This window comes from Arthrobacter sp. PAMC 25486, assembly GCF_000785535.1.
Lineage (GTDB): Bacteria > Actinomycetota > Actinomycetes > Actinomycetales > Micrococcaceae > Specibacter.
In genome coordinates this window covers 2,172,001-2,189,398 of the sequence record NZ_CP007595.1, presented here as the reverse complement: position 1 = coordinate 2,189,398, position 17,398 = coordinate 2,172,001, and the positions used below count along the sequence as shown (strand labels likewise).

Annotated in this window: 26 protein-coding genes; all 26 read left to right on the top strand. The window is 59.8% G+C overall.

Translation table 11 applies throughout. The features are described from left to right. Nucleotides 1-13: 13 nt before the first annotated feature. Complete coding sequence (rplB, locus tag art_RS10070) at nucleotides 14-853, top strand: 50S ribosomal protein L2 (protein ID WP_038464691.1); 840 nt, start codon at nucleotides 14-16, stop codon at nucleotides 851-853. A 12-nt stretch (nucleotides 854-865) separates the two neighbouring features. Next, entirely contained in the window at nucleotides 866-1,147 is a 282-nt protein-coding gene (gene rpsS / locus art_RS10065) for a 30S ribosomal protein S19 (RefSeq protein ID WP_038464689.1), read from the top strand. A gap of 38 nt (nucleotides 1,148-1,185) precedes the next feature. Beyond that, on the top strand, nucleotides 1,186-1,551 hold the full coding sequence (rplV, locus tag art_RS10060) for a 50S ribosomal protein L22 (protein WP_038464687.1): 366 nt from the start codon (nucleotides 1,186-1,188) through the stop codon (nucleotides 1,549-1,551). Beyond that, a complete protein-coding gene (gene rpsC / locus art_RS10055; RefSeq protein WP_038464685.1) occupies nucleotides 1,552-2,400 on the top strand; it encodes a 30S ribosomal protein S3 in 849 nt (282 codons plus the stop codon). Continuing rightward, nucleotides 2,401-2,817 (top strand): 50S ribosomal protein L16, encoded by a 417-nt coding sequence (gene rplP, locus art_RS10050; RefSeq protein ID WP_038464683.1) that lies wholly within the window; start codon nucleotides 2,401-2,403, stop codon nucleotides 2,815-2,817. A gap of 2 nt (nucleotides 2,818-2,819) precedes the next feature. Then, complete coding sequence (rpmC, locus tag art_RS10045) at nucleotides 2,820-3,143, top strand: 50S ribosomal protein L29 (RefSeq protein ID WP_038464680.1); 324 nt, start codon at nucleotides 2,820-2,822, stop codon at nucleotides 3,141-3,143. A 62-nt stretch (nucleotides 3,144-3,205) separates the two neighbouring features. Next, the gene (gene rpsQ / locus art_RS10040; protein WP_082000545.1) at nucleotides 3,206-3,436 is read left to right on the top strand and encodes a 30S ribosomal protein S17; all 231 of its coding nucleotides are present in this window, start codon (nucleotides 3,206-3,208) and stop codon (nucleotides 3,434-3,436) included. A gap of 562 nt (nucleotides 3,437-3,998) precedes the next feature. Further along, on the top strand, nucleotides 3,999-4,367 hold the full coding sequence (gene rplN, locus art_RS10035) for a 50S ribosomal protein L14 (protein ID WP_038469604.1): 369 nt from the start codon (nucleotides 3,999-4,001) through the stop codon (nucleotides 4,365-4,367). Nucleotides 4,368-4,370: 3 nt separating this feature from the next. Continuing rightward, the gene (gene rplX, locus art_RS10030; protein WP_038464677.1) at nucleotides 4,371-4,733 is read left to right on the top strand and encodes a 50S ribosomal protein L24; all 363 of its coding nucleotides are present in this window, start codon (nucleotides 4,371-4,373) and stop codon (nucleotides 4,731-4,733) included. Next, a complete protein-coding gene (rplE, locus tag art_RS10025; protein WP_038464675.1) occupies nucleotides 4,730-5,314 on the top strand; it encodes a 50S ribosomal protein L5 in 585 nt (194 codons plus the stop codon). Before rplX ends, rplE begins: the two co-directional genes overlap by 4 nt. 103 nt (nucleotides 5,315-5,417) lie before the next feature. Further along, the gene (gene rpsH / locus art_RS10020; RefSeq protein ID WP_038464673.1) at nucleotides 5,418-5,816 is read left to right on the top strand and encodes a 30S ribosomal protein S8; all 399 of its coding nucleotides are present in this window, start codon (nucleotides 5,418-5,420) and stop codon (nucleotides 5,814-5,816) included. A gap of 23 nt (nucleotides 5,817-5,839) precedes the next feature. Next, a complete protein-coding gene (gene rplF, locus art_RS10015; protein WP_038464671.1) occupies nucleotides 5,840-6,376 on the top strand; it encodes a 50S ribosomal protein L6 in 537 nt (178 codons plus the stop codon). 2 nt (nucleotides 6,377-6,378) lie between these two features. Continuing rightward, a complete protein-coding gene (gene rplR, locus art_RS10010) occupies nucleotides 6,379-6,750 on the top strand; it encodes a 50S ribosomal protein L18 (protein ID WP_038464669.1) in 372 nt (123 codons plus the stop codon). Continuing rightward, nucleotides 6,747-7,457 carry a 30S ribosomal protein S5 gene (rpsE, locus tag art_RS10005; RefSeq protein WP_038464667.1) on the top strand — a complete coding sequence of 237 codons (711 nt, stop codon included), beginning with the start codon at nucleotides 6,747-6,749 and terminating at the stop codon, nucleotides 7,455-7,457. The genes rplR and rpsE overlap by 4 nt, the downstream gene beginning before the upstream one ends. Next, a complete protein-coding gene (gene rpmD, locus art_RS10000; RefSeq protein WP_038464665.1) occupies nucleotides 7,457-7,669 on the top strand; it encodes a 50S ribosomal protein L30 in 213 nt (70 codons plus the stop codon). Before rpsE ends, rpmD begins: the two co-directional genes overlap by 1 nt. Before the next feature lie 2 nt (nucleotides 7,670-7,671). Continuing rightward, nucleotides 7,672-8,151: a 50S ribosomal protein L15 gene (gene rplO / locus art_RS09995; protein ID WP_038464663.1), complete on the top strand. Its 480-nt coding sequence runs from the start codon at nucleotides 7,672-7,674 to the stop codon at nucleotides 8,149-8,151. Between the two features lie 219 nt (nucleotides 8,152-8,370). After that, the gene (gene secY, locus art_RS09990; RefSeq protein ID WP_038464661.1) at nucleotides 8,371-9,696 is read left to right on the top strand and encodes a preprotein translocase subunit SecY; all 1,326 of its coding nucleotides are present in this window, start codon (nucleotides 8,371-8,373) and stop codon (nucleotides 9,694-9,696) included. Nucleotides 9,697-9,701: 5 nt separating this feature from the next. Next, a complete protein-coding gene (locus art_RS09985; RefSeq protein ID WP_173425261.1) occupies nucleotides 9,702-10,277 on the top strand; it encodes an adenylate kinase in 576 nt (191 codons plus the stop codon). A 122-nt stretch (nucleotides 10,278-10,399) separates the two neighbouring features. Beyond that, the gene (gene map / locus art_RS09980) at nucleotides 10,400-11,236 is read left to right on the top strand and encodes a type I methionyl aminopeptidase (RefSeq protein ID WP_038464657.1); all 837 of its coding nucleotides are present in this window, start codon (nucleotides 10,400-10,402) and stop codon (nucleotides 11,234-11,236) included. Between the two features lie 291 nt (nucleotides 11,237-11,527). Continuing rightward, nucleotides 11,528-12,307, top strand: a complete 780-nt coding sequence (locus art_RS20995) for a glycerophosphodiester phosphodiesterase family protein (protein ID WP_052136220.1) — start codon at nucleotides 11,528-11,530, stop codon at nucleotides 12,305-12,307. A 4-nt stretch (nucleotides 12,308-12,311) separates the two neighbouring features. Next, the gene (locus art_RS09970) at nucleotides 12,312-13,271 is read left to right on the top strand and encodes a carbohydrate ABC transporter permease (RefSeq protein ID WP_082000229.1); all 960 of its coding nucleotides are present in this window, start codon (nucleotides 12,312-12,314) and stop codon (nucleotides 13,269-13,271) included. Nucleotides 13,272-13,315: 44 nt separating this feature from the next. Further along, nucleotides 13,316-14,191: a carbohydrate ABC transporter permease gene (locus art_RS09965; RefSeq protein ID WP_052136218.1), complete on the top strand. Its 876-nt coding sequence runs from the start codon at nucleotides 13,316-13,318 to the stop codon at nucleotides 14,189-14,191. A gap of 106 nt (nucleotides 14,192-14,297) precedes the next feature. After that, a complete protein-coding gene (locus art_RS09960; protein ID WP_038464655.1) occupies nucleotides 14,298-15,647 on the top strand; it encodes an ABC transporter substrate-binding protein in 1,350 nt (449 codons plus the stop codon). A 191-nt stretch (nucleotides 15,648-15,838) separates the two neighbouring features. Continuing rightward, nucleotides 15,839-16,828: a P1 family peptidase gene (locus tag art_RS09955; protein ID WP_052136216.1), complete on the top strand. Its 990-nt coding sequence runs from the start codon at nucleotides 15,839-15,841 to the stop codon at nucleotides 16,826-16,828. A gap of 199 nt (nucleotides 16,829-17,027) precedes the next feature. Continuing rightward, nucleotides 17,028-17,249: a translation initiation factor IF-1 gene (gene infA, locus art_RS09950; protein WP_009358723.1), complete on the top strand. Its 222-nt coding sequence runs from the start codon at nucleotides 17,028-17,030 to the stop codon at nucleotides 17,247-17,249. Between the two features lie 29 nt (nucleotides 17,250-17,278). Beyond that, entirely contained in the window at nucleotides 17,279-17,392 is a 114-nt protein-coding gene (gene rpmJ, locus art_RS09945) for a 50S ribosomal protein L36 (RefSeq protein ID WP_011775570.1), read from the top strand. The last annotated feature ends 6 nt before the right edge of the window (nucleotides 17,393-17,398 follow it).

Sequence of the window (17,398 nt, the reverse complement as noted above, 5' to 3'; positions counted from 1 at the left end):
GAGGAAATATACTATGGGAATCCGTAAATACAAGCCGACAACCCCGGGCCGTCGCGGCTCGAGCGTTGCCGACTTCACAGAAATCACGCGGTCGACGCCGGAGAAGTCTCTGGTCCGTCCCCTGCCCAAAAAGGGTGGCCGCAATAACACTGGTCGTATCACGACTCGTCACAAGGGTGGTGGCCACAAGCGCCAGTACCGCCTGATTGACTTCCGTCGTCACGACAAGGATGGCGTTAACGCTCGCGTTGCTGAGATCGAATACGATCCCAACCGCACCGCTCGCATTGCCCTCCTGCACTACGTCGATGGCACCAAGCGTTACATCGTCGCCCCGAACAAGCTCAGCCAGGGAGACTTCGTAGAAGCCGGTCCTGCTGCTGACATCAAGCCTGGCAACAACCTCCCGTTGCGCAACATCCCCGTGGGTACTGTTATCCACGCTGTGGAGCTGCGTCCCGGTGGCGGTGCCAAGATGGCTCGTTCGGCCGGTGCCTCTGTTCAGCTCGTCGCCAAGGAAGGCAAGTTCGCCCAGCTGCGTCTGCCCTCCGGCGAAATCCGCAACGTTGATGCGCGCTGCCGCGCGACCATCGGCGAAGTTGGCAACGCTGAGCAGTCCAACATCAACTGGGGTAAGGCTGGCCGTATGCGCTGGAAGGGCGTACGCCCGACCGTCCGCGGTGTTGTCATGAACCCGGTCGATCACCCTCATGGTGGTGGTGAAGGCAAGACCTCCGGTGGACGTCACCCGGTCAACCCGAACGGTAAGCGCGAAGGCCGTACCCGCCGTCCCAACAAAGAGAGCGACAAGCTGATTGTTCGTCGCCGCCGTACTGGCAAGAACAAGCGATAGGAGCCTGGAGACATGCCACGTAGCCTGAAGAAGGGTCCCTTCGTTGACCAGCACCTCTTTGTAAAGGTAGCTCGGGAGAACGAAAATGGAACCAAGAACGTAATTAAGACCTGGTCCCGCCGCTCGATGATCGTCCCCGATATGTTGGGTCACACGATCGCCGTGCACGATGGTCGCAAGCACATTCCCGTGTTTGTTACCGAGTCGATGGTCGGGCACAAGCTCGGCGAATTCGCCCTCACGCGGACATTCCGCGGCCATGTCAAGGACGACCGTAAGGGCAAGCGCCGCTAGGCGCTTGTCAATACGGCAAAGACGAGAGAGAGATAGCAATGGAAGCCAAGGCAAGTGCGCGTCATCTGCGCGTAACGCCTATGAAGGCCCGGCGCGTCGTCAACCTGATTCGTGGCAAGCAGGCGAATGAGGCATTGGCGATTTTGAAGTTTGCCCCCCAGGCAGCTTCGGAACCGGTTTTCAAGGTAGTCCAGTCCGCAGTGGCTAACGCCCGCGTTCTGGCAGATCGCGACAGCGTCGCGTTCAACGAAAATGATCTGTACATCAGCGAAATCTTCGTTGATGAAGGCCCCACCATGAAGCGGTTCCAGCCGCGTGCACAGGGCCGTGCGTTCCAGATCAAGAAGCGCACCAGCCACGTCACCGTGGTTGTCGCGACACCCGAGAAAGAGGAGGTTCGCTAAGTGGGACAGAAAGTAAACCCGCACGGATTCCGTCTCGGGATCACCACGGACCACCGTTCACATTGGTTCGCGGACAGCAACAAGCCCGGCCAGCGGTACAAGGACTTCGTAAAAGAAGACATCCAGATCCGTGCACTCATGTCCACGGGCATGGACCGCGCCGGTATTTCCAAGGTTGAGATCGAGCGCACCCGTGACCGTGTACGTGTGGATATCCACACCGCACGCCCCGGTATCGTCATCGGTCGTCGTGGAGCAGAGGCAGACCGCATCCGCGGCGAGCTCGAAAAGCTCACCGGCAAGCAGGTTCAGCTGAACATCTTGGAAGTCAAGAACCCGGAAGCTGATGCTCAGCTCGTTGCCCAGGGCATCGCAGAGCAGCTGACCTCACGTGTGGCTTTCCGCCGCGCGATGAAGAAGGCCATGCAGTCCGCACAGCGCACCGGCAGCGTCAAGGGCATCCGTGTCGCTTGTGCTGGTCGTTTGGGTGGCGCTGAAATGTCACGCACCGAGTTCTACCGCGAAGGTCGTGTGCCCCTGCACACCCTGCGCGCCAACATCGATTACGGCTTCTTCGAAGCCAAGACCGTGTTCGGCCGCATCGGTGTCAAGGTCTGGATCTACAAGGGCGATGTCACGTCCAAGGAACTGGCTGCCCAGGCAGCCGCTGCTCCTGCACGTGGCCGTGGCCCGCGTCGTGACGGCGATGACCGCGGAGCCCGCGGTCCCCGCGCCGGTGGCGACCGCCGTCGTAACGACCGTCCGGAGCGCACCGAGGCAGCTGCCGCGGTTGAGGCTCCTGTAGCTGCAGAGGTTGCAGCTCCGGCAGTAGAAGGAGGACAGGCTTAAATGCTTATCCCACGTCGAGTAAAGCACCGTAAGCAGCACCACCCCGGTCGTTCGGGGCAGGCTACTGGCGGCACCACGGTTTCGTTTGGTGAGTGGGGCATTCAGGCTCTTTCGCCGGCATACGTAACCAACCGTCAGATCGAGTCCGCTCGTATCGCCATGACCCGTCACATCAAGCGCGGTGGAAAGGTGTGGATTAACATCTACCCCGACCGTCCCTTGACGAAGAAGCCTGCTGAAACCCGCATGGGTTCCGGTAAGGGTTCCCCCGAGTGGTGGATCGCAAACGTCAAGCCCGGCCGTGTTCTTTTTGAACTCTCCGGTGTATCAGAAGAGGTAGCACGCGAGGCATTGCGCTTGGCAATCCACAAGCTGCCGTTGAAAGCACGCATTGTGCGTCGCGAAGGTGGTGAGTAGAGATGTCAGTTGGTTCCAAGGAACTTGCCCCTGCACAGCTTGACGGGTTTGACAATGCACGTCTTGTTGAAGAACTCCGTAAGGCTAAGGAAGAACTGTTCAACCTGCGCTTCCAGTCGGCCACCGGCCAGCTGGAAAGCCACGGTCGTTTGCGCGTTGTGAAGCGCGACATCGCCCGCATCTACACGGTGCTGCGCGAACGCGAGCTGGGCATTCGCCCGGACGTGGTTGCCGCTGCACCCGTGGAGAAGGCCTCCAAGAAGGCTGACAAGGAAGCCAAGAAGGCCTCCAAGAAGGCTGAAGAATCTGAGGAGGACGCCAAGTGAGCGATTCTGTAAACAACACCGAAAATGGCGTGGAGACGCCAGTACGTAACGAACGCAAGAAGATGCGCGGTTACGTTGTCTCCGACAAGATGGACAAGACCATCGTTGTTGAGGTTGAAGACCGCGTAAAGCACGCTCTTTACGGCAAGGTTCTGCGCCGCAACAAGAAGGTCAAGGCCCACGATGAAGAGAACAGCGCCGGCATCGGCGACCTCGTCATCATCAGCGAGACCCGCCCGCTCTCCGCAACCAAGCGCTTCCGCCTGGTTGAGATCGTAGAGAAGGCCAAGTAAACATTCTGTAGCTTCGGCTGGGATTTGTGAACTAAAATGTTGGGCCCGTTGCCACTTGTGGCGGCGGGCCCAACACTTTTTAATGCACGACGCCGGGACGCACCGTTCCCAGGAAGCCCCGCCTGGGGTGGGCCAACAGCGGCGGCCGGGACGCGCCGTCGTACGTCAGGGGCGGAACGGCTAAGACCGGCCGGCAATGGTGGCAGGATTCGTGATTCGCACAGTGTGCCCAAAGCAACAGGAATGGGGGCGGGCGGCGTTCCTTCAGGTTCCGCCATCGTGCTAAGATTGTCTATTGATGCGCCTTTTCTGTGCCGCCGTTTACGGTAGCGGCAGTAGGTGCGCAATTACCTCGTAAATGGTCGTGCCACTACAAACTGCCGTCTGGCGCGTGAGTTTCTCACGCATTGGGCTGGATCGGAAAGTGCAGTTGGCATGAAGCGTTTAGGCGCGTTTTGGCAAAATCCAGGCGCGTCGTGAGACATCCCGAACAATACGTTCCGCAAGGCTTATCCATAGATGGTTTATGGCCAAGAACCCGCGCGACGAACAGGAGATACTAGTGATTCAGCAGGAGTCGCGGCTTAAGATCGCCGACAACACGGGTGCCAAGGAAATCTTGACAATCCGCGTTCTCGGTGGATCTGGGCGCCGCTACGCAGGCATTGGCGACACCATTGTCGCAACCGTCAAGGATGCAATTCCCGGCGGTAACGTAAAGAAGGGTGACGTCGTCAAGGCTGTCATCGTTCGCACAAAGAAGGAACGCCGTCGTCCGGACGGCTCCTACATCAAGTTCGATGAGAATGCAGCTGTCATTCTCAAGGCTGACGGGGACCCTCGCGGTACCCGTATCTTCGGCCCGGTTGGACGTGAACTTCGCGACAAGAAGTTCATGAAGATCATCTCGTTGGCTCCGGAGGTGCTGTAACTTATGGCAAAGATCAAGAAGGGTGACCTGGTTCAGGTCATCACAGGCGCCAAGGCTGAGCGTGGCGGCGACCGTGGCAAGCAGGGCAAGGTCCTGAAGGTCTACACCGAAACCAACCGCGTGTTGGTTGAGGGCGTAAACCGTGTCACCAAGCACACCAAGGCCGGCCAGACCGATCGTGGCACCAACACCGGTGGCATCGAAATCGTCGAGGCACCCATTCACATCTCCAACGTTGCAGTAGTGGACCCGTCCACGAAGAAGCCGACCCGTGTTGGCTACCGCATCGAAACCGTTGAGCGCGATGGCCGCGAGCGTCAAGTACGCATCCGCGTTGCCAAGACCTCGGGGAAGGACCTGCCATGAGCGCCGTAGTTGCAGAGAACACACCCAAGATCACACCTCGTCTGAAGGCCCGCTATGCAGCGGAGATCAAGGCGAGCCTGATCGAGGAGTTCAAGTACTCCAACGTCAACCAGGTTCCGCGCCTGGTCAAGGTTGTTGTCAACATGGGTGTTGGAGATGCCGCCAAGGACTCCAAGCTCATCGACGGCGCCGTCCGCGACCTCACAGCCATCACCGGCCAGAAGCCCCAGGTTTCCAAGGCCCGCAAGTCGATCGCACAGTTCAAGCTGCGCGAAGGCATGCCGATCGGTTGCCACGCAACTCTGCGTGGAGACCGCATGTGGGAATTCCTGGACCGTTTGGTCACCCTCGCACTGCCCCGTATCCGCGACTTCCGCGGCCTCAGCGGCAAGCAGTTCGACGGCAATGGCAACTACACCTTCGGTCTGACCGAACAGGTTATGTTCCACGAGATCGACCAGGATTCCATTGACCGCCCCCGCGGCATGGACATCACCGTCGTGACCACAGCCAAGACAGATGACGAAGGCCGCGCGCTGCTTAAGGCGCTTGGCTTCCCGTTCAAATCCGAAGATAAATAATCTACGTAAAAGGTCCGTTCAGTTGTTCTCACGCGGCGAAATCTGATTTCGTTCCGTCGGAGCTCCGCGAAGGAAACCGTTACGAGGAAGGGCAAGCGCCCAAATGACAATGACAGATCCTGTCGCAGACATGCTTACGCGTCTGCGCAACGCAAACTCGGCACACCACGACACCGTGTCCATGCCGTTTAGCAAACTTAAAGGCCATATCGCCGACATCCTCAAGGCACAGGGTTACATCACTGCCTGGAAGGTCGAAGACGCCGAAGTTGGCAAGAAGATGACCATCGACTTGAAGTACGGTCCCGCACGTGAGCGTTCAATCGCTGGCCTGCGCCGTATCTCCAAGCCCGGACTGCGCGTTTACGCAAAGTCCACAAACCTGCCCAACGTGTTGGGTGGGTTGGGTGTCGCCATCCTGTCGACGTCTTCAGGTCTGCTGACCGACCGTCAGGCTGCCAAGAAGGGCGTGGGTGGGGAAGTCCTCGCCTACGTCTGGTAGTAGAGAGAGAAGGGAAAGAACTTATGTCACGTATTGGACGTCTCCCCATCTCCGTGCCTGCCGGCGTTGAGGTCAAGGTTGAAGATAACCTGGTTTCCGTCAAGGGCCCGAAGGGATCGCTGACACACACTGTTGCCAGCCCCATCACGGTTACTCTCGAAGAGAACACCATTACCGTTAGCCGCCCCAACGATGAGCGCGATTCACGTGCTCGCCACGGCCTAACTCGCACCCTCATTGACAACCTGATCATCGGTGTCACTGCGGGCTACGAGAAGAAGCTGGAAATTGTTGGTACCGGTTACCGCGTAGTCGCCAAGGGCGCGAACCTTGAGTTCGCACTCGGCTTCAGCCACCCGGTTGTCATCGAGGCACCCGAAGGCATCACACTGGCAGTTGAGAGCCCCACTAAGCTCTCCGTGTCAGGCATTGACAAGCAGCAGGTGGGCGAAGTTGCTGCCAACATCCGCAAGCTGCGCAAGTCCGACCCGTACAAGGGTAAGGGCGTACGCTACGCCGGCGAAATCATCCGCCGCAAGGTCGGAAAGGCTGGTAAGTAACCATGGCACTATCCGTACGAGGAAAGTCCAAGGCCGCAGCACGCGGCCGTCGCCACCTGCGAGTGCGCAAGCGCGTCAGTGGCACCACAGTACGCCCGCGTCTGGTGGTCAACCGCTCTGCGCGCCACGTATTCGTTCAGGTCATCGATGACACCCAGGGCCTGACCCTGGTGTCGGCATCGACTCTGGAAGCCGATCTGCGTGCTTTTGACGGTGACAAGACCGCCAAGGCCAAGCGCGTTGGTGAGCTTATTGCAGAGCGCGCCAAGGCTGCCGGCATCGAAGCTGTTGTCTTCGACCGTGGCGGTAACCGTTACCACGGCCGCGTCGCAGCAATCGCTGACGGTGCACGTGAAGGCGGGCTGGCACTGTGACCGAAAACATTAACAAGGAGAACACTGTGTCAGAAGCAACTGCAGCTGACGGTGCCGCCGCAAAGACTGAGACTGCTGCAGGCGCAGACAGCGCCCGCGGCCGTGGCGGTCGCGATGGTGCTCGTGGAGGCCGCGAAGGCGGTCGCGACGGTGGCCGTGGCCGTGGTCGTGACGGTGGACGCGAGGCTGAGAAGAGCCAGTTCATCGAGCGCGTAGTCAACATCAACCGTGTTGCCAAGGTTGTCAAGGGTGGTCGTCGCTTCAGCTTCACCGCACTCGTCATCGTTGGTGACGGCAACGGCATGGTTGGCGTCGGTTACGGCAAGGCTAAGGAAGTTCCTGCCGCTATCGCCAAGGGTGTTGAAGAAGCCAAGAAGTCCTTCTTCCGCGTACCCATGGTGGGCAAGACCATTCCGCACCGCGTACAGGGTGAGGCCGCTGCCGGCGTCGTCCTGCTCCGTCCGGCTGCAGCTGGTACCGGTGTTATCGCCGGTGGTCCGGTCCGCGCCATCCTGGAATGCGTTGGCATCCACGACGTGCTGTCCAAGTCACTGGGTTCCTCCAACGCCATCAACATTGTTCACGCAACTGTTGCTGCTTTGAAGGGCCTGGAAGACCCCAAGGCTGTTGCGGCTCGCCGCGGCCTGCCCTTGGATGAGGTTGCTCCGGCCGTGCTGTTGCGCAATATGCAAAAGGCAGGTCTGTAATGACGACACCGAAGAATGTTCAGGTTTCTGAGAAGAAGCTGGAAATCACGCAGATCAAGGGCATCATTGGTGCCAAGCAGAACCAGAAGGATTGCCTTCGTTCACTGGGCCTGAAGCACATCGGCGACTCTGTCGTTCGTACCGCTGATGCAGTGACCGTCGGCATGGTCAACACGGTTCCGCACCTGATCAAGGTTGAGGAGGCGAAGTAAAAGTGGCTGAAAAGAATACAGCTGAGACTGTTGAAAAGCAGAACGCACTGAAGGTTCACCACCTGCGACCCGCACCTGGTGCCAAGACGGCTAAAACCCGTGTTGGCCGTGGTGAAGGATCCAAGGGTAAGACCGCAGGTCGCGGTACCAAGGGTACCAAGGCCCGCTACCAGGTAAAGGCTGGCTTTGCTGGCGGCCAGCTGCCGCTGCACATGCGCCTGCCGAAGCTGCGTGGCTTCAAGAACCCGTTCCGCGTTGAGTTCCAGGTTGTAAACCTGGACCGCATCAACGAACTGTTCCCCGAGGGTGGCACCGTCACCGTTGAGGCATTGGTTGAGAAGGGCGCCGTTCGCAAGAACCAGCCCGTGAAGGTGCTCGGCACCGGCGAGATCACCGTCAAGGTTGATATTGCTGTCGACGCGTTCTCCACCAGCGCAGTTGAGAAGATCACTGCTGCAGGTGGCACCACCACCGAACTGTAAAAAGTTCAAAAATGCGCACATCTAGCGACTAGACTCTTGGTGGGCGGAGCTCATGTTCCGCTCACCAGGGGTCTTTCGTTTTGTTGCGGGGTTTGCATCCCTCACTTTTTGGCTGTGGCTTAACGGTCACAGTTTCAGTGGGAGTGAGCTGACCCACTAGACTCTGTCATTGGGCTTCGTTATGAAAGCCACTCTCATTACTACACATCAGGAGGACGCTTGCTTACCGCATTTGGCCGCGCCTTTCGCACGCCTGATCTGCGACGCAAGTTGTTGTTCACGCTGGGAATTCTTGCCATCTTCCGAATGGGTGCTTTCATCCCATCGCCTGGAATTGATTACCGCAACGTCCAACAGTGTGTGAATGCTGCTGACACCAGTCAGGGCATCTACCAGCTTGTTAACTTGTTCAGCGGCGGCGCCTTGCTGCAGGTTTCCATCTTTGCGCTGGGAATCATGCCCTACATCACCGCCAGCATCATCGTTCAGCTGCTGCGTGTAGTGATCCCCCGTTTCCAGGAACTTCATCTTGAAGGTGCCCAGGGCCAGGGACAGCTGACCCAGTACACGCGTTACCTCACCATCGCCTTGGGACTGCTCAACGCCACCACGTTGGTGACACTGGCACGCTCCGGGCAGCTCTTTGCCGGCTGTGGTGCTGCGGGAACTCCCGGTGCCTTGATTCCCAATGACAACCTGATCACGATCCTGCTGCTCATCATCACCTTGACCGCCGGTTCCGGCTTGATCATGTGGATGGGTGAGCTCGTCACCGAAAAGGGTGTCGGCAACGGCATGTCCTTGCTGATCTTCGTGGCCATTGCGGCCATGTTCCCCACCTCCTTGGGCGCCATCCTGAAGACCCAGGGCTGGGGCACGTTCCTGACCGTCATGGCCATCGGCCTGCTCGTTGTGGCACTCGTTGTTTTCGTTGAGCAGTCGCAGCGCCGCATCCCCGTGCAGTACGCCAAGCGCATGGTTGGCCGACGCACCATGGGAGGCACCAGCACCTACATTCCCATCAAGGTGAACATGGCCGGTGTTATCCCTGTTATCTTCGCCTCGTCCATGCTTTACCTGCCGGCCCTCGTTGCCCAGTTCGCCACCCCGGCCAACAGCACCGACATTCCGGTATGGATTGAATGGATCAACAATTACCTCACGCGTGGCGATCACCCGATCTACATGCTGCTGTACTTCCTGTTGACCATTGGCTTCACGTACTTCTATGTTGCGATCACCTTTAACCCTGAAGAAGTGTCCGACAACATGAAGAAGTACGGTGGGTTCATCCCCGGCATCCGTGCCGGTCGTCCCACCCAGGATTACCTGCAATACGTTATTTCACGCATCACGCTCCCGGGCTCAATGTACTTGGGTATTGTCGCCTTGATTCCGCTCATCGCCTTGGTGATGGTGGGTGCCAACCAGAACTTCCCGTTCGGCGGCACCTCCATCCTCATTGTGGTTGGTGTTGGTTTGGAGACGGTCAAGCAGATTGATGCGCAACTCCAGCAACGTCACTACGAAGGGCTACTGCGATGACAAGAATGCTGATTATTGGACCTCCCGGGTCAGGCAAAGGCACACAGGCAGAACGCATCTGTGGAGAACTGGGCATTGTTGCCATCTCCACCGGTGACATCTTCCGCGCCAACGTCAAGGGTGAAACGCCGCTCGGTATTGAGGCGAAGAAGTACATCGACAACGGAGACTTCGTTCCTGACAGTGTCACCAACCGCATGGTTCGCGATCGGCTCGCACAGAGTGACGTCTCGGAAGGCTTCCTCCTGGACGGCTACCCGCGCACGTCCCCCCAAGTGGATGAACTGGATGACATTCTGGCCTCAGCCGGCGTCAAGCTCGACATTGTTGTCCAGCTGACAGCTGATGACGAAGAACTGGTTAAGCGCCTGCACGGGCGGGCCCTGGAAACCGGGCGCAGCGATGACAACGAAGCAGTCATCCGCCACCGTCTGGATCTCTATCGCGAACAAACTGAGGTTGTGGTGTCACGCTATGCGGAGCGCGGCATTCTGGCCAAGGTTGACGGTCTCGGTGAAATGGACGACGTGACAGCGCGTGTCATGGAAGCCATCAATAAGCGCCAGGGCAAAGCCGCCTAATTGCAGGCAAACAGTTTTATCAATCGGCGCCGGCAACAAGGCGCCTGGTTATGATGCAGGGCTCCTTCCCGCAGTTCAGGGGAGGAGCCCTGCATCATTTCCCGTAGCGAAAGGGTTCTTTCATGGCATTCGGCCAACAAAAAATTGAATACAAGACCATCGACCAAATGCGCATCATGCGCCGCAGCGGACTCATCCTTGACGCCGCCCTGAAAACCACCATTGCTGCTGTGTCCCCGGGTGTGACCACGGGCGAGCTCGACGCCATCTTCGCAGCCGAGCTGAAGAAAGCCGGAGCCACCTCCAACTTCCTCGGCTACTACGACTTCCCGGCAACCATCTGCACCTCGGTCAATGAGGAAGTCGTTCACGGCATTCCCGGGGCCCGCGTGTTGGAGGCTGGCGACCTGCTCTCCATCGACGGCGGCGCCATCGTCGAAGGCTGGCACTCCGACTCCGCCCGCAGCGTCATCGTGGGCGGCCCCGCCGCCGAGGACCCCGCCGACCGCCGCCTCTCCGACATCACCGAAGAGAGCATGTGGCGCGGCATTGCCGCCATGGCGTCCGCCAAATACGTCGGCGACATCGGCGACGCCATCGATGACTACGTCACCTCCCAGCCCGGGCCGGAACTCGCGATCCTGGAAGACTACGTGGGCCACGGCATTGGATCCGCCATGCACATGCCCCCGGACGTACTGAACTATGCCTCCAAGCACCGCGGCCCCAAGCTCAAGCCCGGCATGTGCCTGGCGCTGGAGCCCATGCTGGTCCGCGGCGGCCTCGAGACGGTCACACTCGAGGACGATTGGACTGTTGTCACCACCGACAAGTCCCGCGCCGCCCACTGGGAACACTCCGTTGCGGTCCACAGCAAGGGCATCTGGGTTCTCACAGCAGACGACGGCGGTGCGGAGCGTCTCGCGCCGTGGGGCGTCACCCCGGTCCCGCTGGACTAGTCCCCACTTCCCTGCCCACCTCCTCAATCTGCCCCGCAGAAGACGGCGAAAATCGACCCACAACGTTGATTTTTCACCGGCTTCTGCGGGCCAGTTGTTTAATAGCATGATTGGCCTGTGACGTGAATCCCATGGTGGGAAGCAAGTCTTTAGTGAGCGTTTTCCTGCTGTCCATCTTGGCGCCACCCGATCACGTACTGCCCTCTGTAGCTTTGCAAATGAAGCCGTAGGGGCGCCCGCCGACTGAGCGCAGTCTGCCCCTCTGACCACAATATTGAGGAGTGCCAGGCCATGCCCATCTATGCCCACAGAGGCGTTTCAGCACATCTCCCGGAGAATACACTGGCCGCTTTTGCCCGTGCCATTGAACTGGGCGTTGCCGGGATTGAACTGGATGTACAGCTGTCAGCGGACAACGTTCCCGTGGTGATCCATGACGACACCGCAGACCGAACCACCAACGGAACCGGGCACATTACCGAGTTCACTGCCCATCAACTGGGACTGCTCGACGCCGGTGCCGGCCAGTTCGTTCCCACCCTTGCCCAGGTGCTGAACCTTGCCGCCGGAAAGCTGCGCGTCAACATCGAGCTCAAAGACTCAAACTCCGCCGGCCCGGTTGCCGAGGTCATCGCCGGAGTGCGGAACCTCGACTGGTTTGCATCATCGGCAGATTGGGACGCCCTGACCGAAATTCGCCACCAGGCACCCGGCGCCAAGATCTACCCGCTGTGTGTGGGGAACTTTGAGAAGATGCAGCCGCTGCTTCCCGAAGGCGTAGGCAAGGATGAGTTTGCAGGCCGGGATCTCGCAGCAGCCATTGAATTTGCGCTCAACAACGGTGGCGAGGGTGTATCCATCTGGGAAGCCGGACTGGACCGGGAAGACATTGAGCGTATCCACGCTGCCGGTCTGCAGGCTTGGGTCTGGACCATCAACGACCCGATCAGGGCACAGAGCTTGCTTGACATGGGCGCCGACGGAATCTGCACCGACGATCCCGAACTGCTGCAGGGGCTACGACTCGCTGTCCATGGGATCCCTGCAACTGCTGCCATAGTGGGCAGCTAGCCTCATGTCACAACTAGCAACAACCGCCGGTACCGTCCGGCAAGCCCTGCTGCGAGACCGGGACCAGAATCCGGTAGTGCAGCGCAAACGCCGCACACCATGGAAATCATGGTTGCTGTTCCTGCTCTTTGCCGGACCCAATGTGGCCCTGCTGATCATCTTCACCTACAAGCCGCTCCTGCAGTCCCTGCAGTATTCGCTGCTGCAGTGGAATATTGGTTCCGCCACCGCACGATTTGTGGGTCTGGACAACTACGCCAGCTGGTTCACTGACCCCTCAACTGCCAACGTGGTGCGGGTGACGGTCATCTTCACCCTTGCCACTGTGGTGGGCGGCATGGTGCTGGGACTCTCGCTGGCGCTCCTGCTGAACCGAAAGCTTCGCGGCACCGGCCTGGCCCGCACGGTAGTTGTCGCACCATATGTCTTATCCGGAGTCGCCGTCGGACTTCTGTGGCTCTTTGTCTTCGACCCCAACTTTGGGGTGCTCGGGGCAATTTTGAAGGGCATCGGGGTGGGCTCACCGGACTGGTATAACGACCCCGCATGGGCGCTACCCATGCTCATCACCGTGTACTTATGGAAAAACGTGGGGTACGTGGCGTTGATCTATCTGGCCGCCCTGCAGGCTGTGCCGAAGGACCTGATGGAAGCCGCAACGCTGGATGGTGCCGGCGCCTTCGCGAGTTTCCGCAACGTGGTCCTGCCGCTGCTGGGGCCCACCACATTCTTCTTATCCGTCACCACGCTGCTCAGTTCGCTACAGTCCTTTGACATCATTCAGGCCATGACCAAGGGCGGCCCCTTGGAAGGCACCACCACCATGATGTACCAGATCTACCAGGAAGGATTCGCCACGGGGCGGGCCGGCTATTCCTCGGCAATCGCCACGATCCTGTTCTTCGTCCTGCTGGTGATCACCGCGGTGCAAATGCTGTTTATCCAAAAGAAGGTCCACTACTAATGAGCCTTGATGTGAGAAGGAAGAGCTCAGCAAAGCTCCAGGAAATGCCCCCCTGGCCCGATGCCGGGGAAGCCGGACCAGCAATAACGCAAGCGCCAAAGGGGCGCAAACCCCGGATCGGTGGCTATCTCATGATGCTGCTGGCCGTGGCCGTGATGGTCCTGCCGCTTGTCTGGATGCTGCTTGCCAGTTTCAAAGAGCGCGATGAGATCTACACCGTGCCAATCCAGTGGCTGCCGGAGTCCTTCGACCTGTCCAACTATGTTGGCGCACTCGCCGCCGTGCCTTTCGGCAACTTCTTCATCAACTCGATGATCACCACAGTGGTCGGTGCCACGCTGAAGATTGCGCTGGGTCTAACCACCGCCTACGCCGTGGTGTTCCTGGAGTTTCCCTTTAAGAAGTTTGTTTTCGGCCTCGTGGTCTTCGCGCTTCTGGTGCCGCAGCAGATTGTCATCATCCCCAACTACACGTTGATCTCCGACCTGGGCTGGATCAACACCTACCAGGGCCTGATCCTGCCGGGACTGGCCAGCGCCTTTGGCACCTTCCTGTTCCGCCAGCACTTTCTGACGCTGCCGATGTCCGTTCTGGAAGCAGCAGCGCTCGACGGTGCGAGCCATTGGACCCGCCTCTGGCGCTTTGTCGTGCCGATCTCGGCCCCGACCATCGCAGCGGTGGCGCTGGTGTCCATCGTCTCCGAATGGAACGAATACCTGTGGCCCCTGCTGGTGGTGGACAAGGCCGAAATGATGACGCTCCCCGTGGGCTTGACCTTGCTGCAGAACAACGACGGCGTCACCAACTGGGGCGTACTCATGGCCGGCACGGTGCTCATCACAGTGCCCGTGCTGATCGTCTTCTTCCTGCTGCAGCGCCGCATCGTCACAGGGCTCACGTCGGGCGCAGTGACCGGCTAAGTTCGCCGCAACCGGCTGCCGCATTTCACCACACTTCACACCCAGAGAACCAAGCCAGACACTGCCCCCTGACCAGGGTGGAAACCATTCAAGGAGAACAGACAGAATGAACGCATCACCCTTTGCAAACATGAACCGCCGCCAGCTGCTCCAACTTGTAGCCCTCGTAGGCGGCGCCGGAGCCCTGGCAGCCTGTGGGGGACCCGCCGTCGGCGAGGCCGGCGGGGCCGCAACGGACACCGCCACCGACTGGGCGGCTGTGACTCCCGCCAAGGAGATCACCTGGTGGTCCAACCACCCCGGCACCTCCAAGGACATTGAGTCCGAGATCATCAAGCGCTTCACAGCTGAGAGCGGCATCAAGGTCAACCTGGTCACCGCCGGTGCCAACTATGACGAAGTTGCCCAGAAGTTCCAGGCGGCATCGGGCTCCAGTAACGTTCCCGACCTGGTGATTGCCAGCGACGTCTGGTGGTTCCGCTACATGATCAACGGCCAGATCCTGCCAATGGACCAGCTGGCCAAGCACCTGGATTTCGGCACCGAGGACTTCAACACCACGCTCTACAACGACTATGAGTTCGCGGATTCACACTGGGCTGTGCCCTACGCCCGATCCACACCGCTGTTCTACTACAACAAGGCGGTGTGGGAAAAGGCCGGGCTGCCCGACCGTGCCCCGAAGACCTGGACCGAATTTGATGAATGGGCGCCCAAGATCCAGTCTGCAACCGATGTTATGCCGTTGGGCCTGGGCAAAGGCACCTCATGGACCGCGTGGTGGTTCTGCAACATGTTGTGGGGTGCAGGTGGTGCGTACTCCAAGGATTGGACCATGACCCTTGACACGCCCGAAGCCCTGGAAGCCGCGAAGTACCTGCAGACGATCATTTACGACAACAAAACCGCGGCAGTGACCGCCAACGACCAGGTGGCAGACTTTGGTGCCGGCCTCACCGGGTGCACCATCTCCTCCACGGGATCGCTCAGCGGCATCCTGGCCTCGTCCAAGTTTGAGGTTGGCACCGGTTTCCTTCCCGAGGGCTCCCAAGGCCCGGCCTGCCCCACTGGCGGCACCGGCCTGGCCATCCCAGCCGGGATATCGCCGGAACAACAACTTGCCGCGGGCATGTTCCTGAAGTTCCTGACCAACGCCGAGAACACTGCATATTTCTCCTCCAACACCGGGTACATGCCGGTGCGCACCTCCGCCCTCGAAGGCGCAACGATGAAGGCCGTCTACGCCAAGACGCCACAGTTCCGCACGGCAGTGGACCAGCTCGCAGGGACCCGCGTCCAGGACTGGGGTCGGGTGTTTGTTCCCAACGGGGACAAGGACCTGACCACGGCACTGGAGAAGATCATGCTGCAGCAGGGCGATCCGGCCGAGGCCTTCGCCACAGCGGCGGCTTCGATCACGAAGTCCTATGAAGAGAACGTCAAAAGCTACCTCTAGCCCTTAACCCAACTGGCCCGCAGTAGACGGCGAGAATCGACGTGAAGGCGTGATTCTTCGACCTTCAGCTGCGGGCCAGTTCTTCATGCCTGGGAGGTGCTGGCCATGGCGGATGGCATTGAGAGGCAAATGTCGGTGGTTGGGGAGACAATGGGGACCAGACACAGCAGCGCAACAAGGGAGTTCAGCAGATGTCAGGCAACAGTAGAACAGAGTCCACGCCAAGCAGCTACGGAGCCATCACCGAGGTCCCCGGCATCCGGGTGGGGCAGGCCCAGCGACGCAGTGACGGCTGGTTGACCGGCGTCAGCGTGGTGATACCCCCGCCGGGAACCATCGGCTCGGTCGATGTCCGCGGCGGCGGCCCCGGAACACACGAAACAGATGCCTTGGATCCATCCACCATGGTCCCCACGGTGGACGCCGTTGCCTTGACAGGCGGCAGTGCGTACGGACTCGCCGCAGCCGGGGGAGTGCAGCGCTGGTGTGAGGAGAATGGCCGAGGTTTCCCCGTGCCCGGCGGTGTCGTGCCGATCGTGCCGGCCGCAGCCATCTTCGACTTGGGCCGCGGTGGCGACTTTTCCGCCCGACCCACCCCGGACATGGGGTACGAAGCGGCACTTGACGCCGCTGGCTCCACTGACGGGGCCGACGTCGTACGTGGCAATGTAGGCGCCGGGACCGGGGCGGCGATTGGGGCCGGCAACTTCAAGGGCGGACTGGGCACAGCAGCGGTGCGGCTCACGGGTGAGAATGCCCACATAGTTGTCGGCGCCCTCGCGGTTGTGAACGCGGCTGGCGTCCCGTGGCAGCCCGGTGCGCCATCGCCCATGGTGGGGGAGGGGCTAAACACGACACTGGTGGTGGTGGCAACAAATGCCACACTCACGGTGGCGCAAGCCAAGCGCACGGCCACTGCTGCCCATGCCGGGATGGCGCGGGCGCTGAACCCCGTGCATACGCTGGCTGACGGGGACACCATCTTTGCGCTCGCCACCTGTGCAGAGGTGCTCGTGCCCCACTCGGTCGTGCCCATAGCCGCGCTGATCGAACTGCAAAGCGCTGCTGCCGAGGCCGTGAGGTTGGCGATTCTTGATGGTGTTGCCGAGGCGGAGGGCGTCGCAACGCCGGCAGGATTTCTGCCCCCGTACCCTGCTGGCACGGCGCAGGGGTCAATTTAACATATTTGCCCATTTGCATTAGAGTAGGTTGTTGGTTGTCTGTGCCTGCTCTGTTGCGGGGCACTCAGTGGGAAGTGGTTGCAAACCAGCCCTGGTGAGTGCAAACGGATAAGCAATAATCAGTAGCAAATCGAACGCCGAAGCAGCAGCGGTTCCCACAGGAATCGACTCTCTCGGCGCAACAAAGTTAGCGGAGGATATGGCCAAGAAAGACGGGGTCATTGAGATCGAGGGCGTTGTGACGGAAGCGCTGCCCAACGCGATGTTTCGTGTTGAGCTGACGAACAAGCACATCGTTCTTGCCCATATCTCAGGAAAAATGCGCCAGCACTACATTCGTATCCTTCCTGAGGACCGAGTTGTGGTGGAGCTGAGCCCGTACGACCTTACCCGTGGTCGTATCGTCTACCGCTACAAATAACCACAACTGCAATCACGCAAAGGAATGCCATGAAGGTCAAGCCGAGCGTCAAGCAGATCTGCGATAAGTGCAAGGTGATTCGCCGTAACGGTCGAGTCATGGTGATCTGCGAGAACCCGCGCCACAAGCAGCGCCAGGGCTAAATTCCT

What these genes read in the sequence shown, in the direction of transcription:
- rpsQ (WP_082000545.1), top strand. Translation starts at nt 3,206, where the DNA reads ATGCGCGGTTACGTTGTCTCCGACAAGATGGACAAGACCATCGTTGTT.
- rplE (WP_038464675.1), top strand. Translation starts at nt 4,730, where the DNA reads ATGAGCGCCGTAGTTGCAGAGAACACACCCAAGATCACACCTCGTCTG.
- rplF (WP_038464671.1), top strand. Translation starts at nt 5,840, where the DNA reads ATGTCACGTATTGGACGTCTCCCCATCTCCGTGCCTGCCGGCGTTGAG.
- rplR (WP_038464669.1), top strand. Translation starts at nt 6,379, where the DNA reads ATGGCACTATCCGTACGAGGAAAGTCCAAGGCCGCAGCACGCGGCCGT.
- rplP (WP_038464683.1), top strand. Translation starts at nt 2,401, where the DNA reads ATGCTTATCCCACGTCGAGTAAAGCACCGTAAGCAGCACCACCCCGGT.
- rpsH (WP_038464673.1), top strand. Translation starts at nt 5,418, where the DNA reads ATGACAATGACAGATCCTGTCGCAGACATGCTTACGCGTCTGCGCAAC.
- rpmC (WP_038464680.1), top strand. Translation starts at nt 2,820, where the DNA reads ATGTCAGTTGGTTCCAAGGAACTTGCCCCTGCACAGCTTGACGGGTTT.
- art_RS09960 (WP_038464655.1), top strand. Translation starts at nt 14,298, where the DNA reads ATGAACGCATCACCCTTTGCAAACATGAACCGCCGCCAGCTGCTCCAA.
- infA (WP_009358723.1), top strand. Translation starts at nt 17,028, where the DNA reads ATGGCCAAGAAAGACGGGGTCATTGAGATCGAGGGCGTTGTGACGGAA.
- art_RS09970 (WP_082000229.1), top strand. Translation starts at nt 12,312, where the DNA reads ATGTCACAACTAGCAACAACCGCCGGTACCGTCCGGCAAGCCCTGCTG.
- rpmD (WP_038464665.1), top strand. Translation starts at nt 7,457, where the DNA reads ATGACGACACCGAAGAATGTTCAGGTTTCTGAGAAGAAGCTGGAAATC.
- rpsS (WP_038464689.1), top strand. Translation starts at nt 866, where the DNA reads ATGCCACGTAGCCTGAAGAAGGGTCCCTTCGTTGACCAGCACCTCTTT.
- rpmJ (WP_011775570.1), top strand. Translation starts at nt 17,279, where the DNA reads ATGAAGGTCAAGCCGAGCGTCAAGCAGATCTGCGATAAGTGCAAGGTG.
- rplB (WP_038464691.1), top strand. Translation starts at nt 14, where the DNA reads ATGGGAATCCGTAAATACAAGCCGACAACCCCGGGCCGTCGCGGCTCG.
- art_RS20995 (WP_052136220.1), top strand. Translation starts at nt 11,528, where the DNA reads ATGCCCATCTATGCCCACAGAGGCGTTTCAGCACATCTCCCGGAGAAT.
- art_RS09965 (WP_052136218.1), top strand. Translation starts at nt 13,316, where the DNA reads ATGCCCCCCTGGCCCGATGCCGGGGAAGCCGGACCAGCAATAACGCAA.
- art_RS09955 (WP_052136216.1), top strand. Translation starts at nt 15,839, where the DNA reads ATGTCAGGCAACAGTAGAACAGAGTCCACGCCAAGCAGCTACGGAGCC.
- rplV (WP_038464687.1), top strand. Translation starts at nt 1,186, where the DNA reads ATGGAAGCCAAGGCAAGTGCGCGTCATCTGCGCGTAACGCCTATGAAG.
- art_RS09985 (WP_173425261.1), top strand. Translation starts at nt 9,702, where the DNA reads ATGCTGATTATTGGACCTCCCGGGTCAGGCAAAGGCACACAGGCAGAA.
- rplX (WP_038464677.1), top strand. Translation starts at nt 4,371, where the DNA reads ATGGCAAAGATCAAGAAGGGTGACCTGGTTCAGGTCATCACAGGCGCC.
- map (WP_038464657.1), top strand. Translation starts at nt 10,400, where the DNA reads ATGGCATTCGGCCAACAAAAAATTGAATACAAGACCATCGACCAAATG.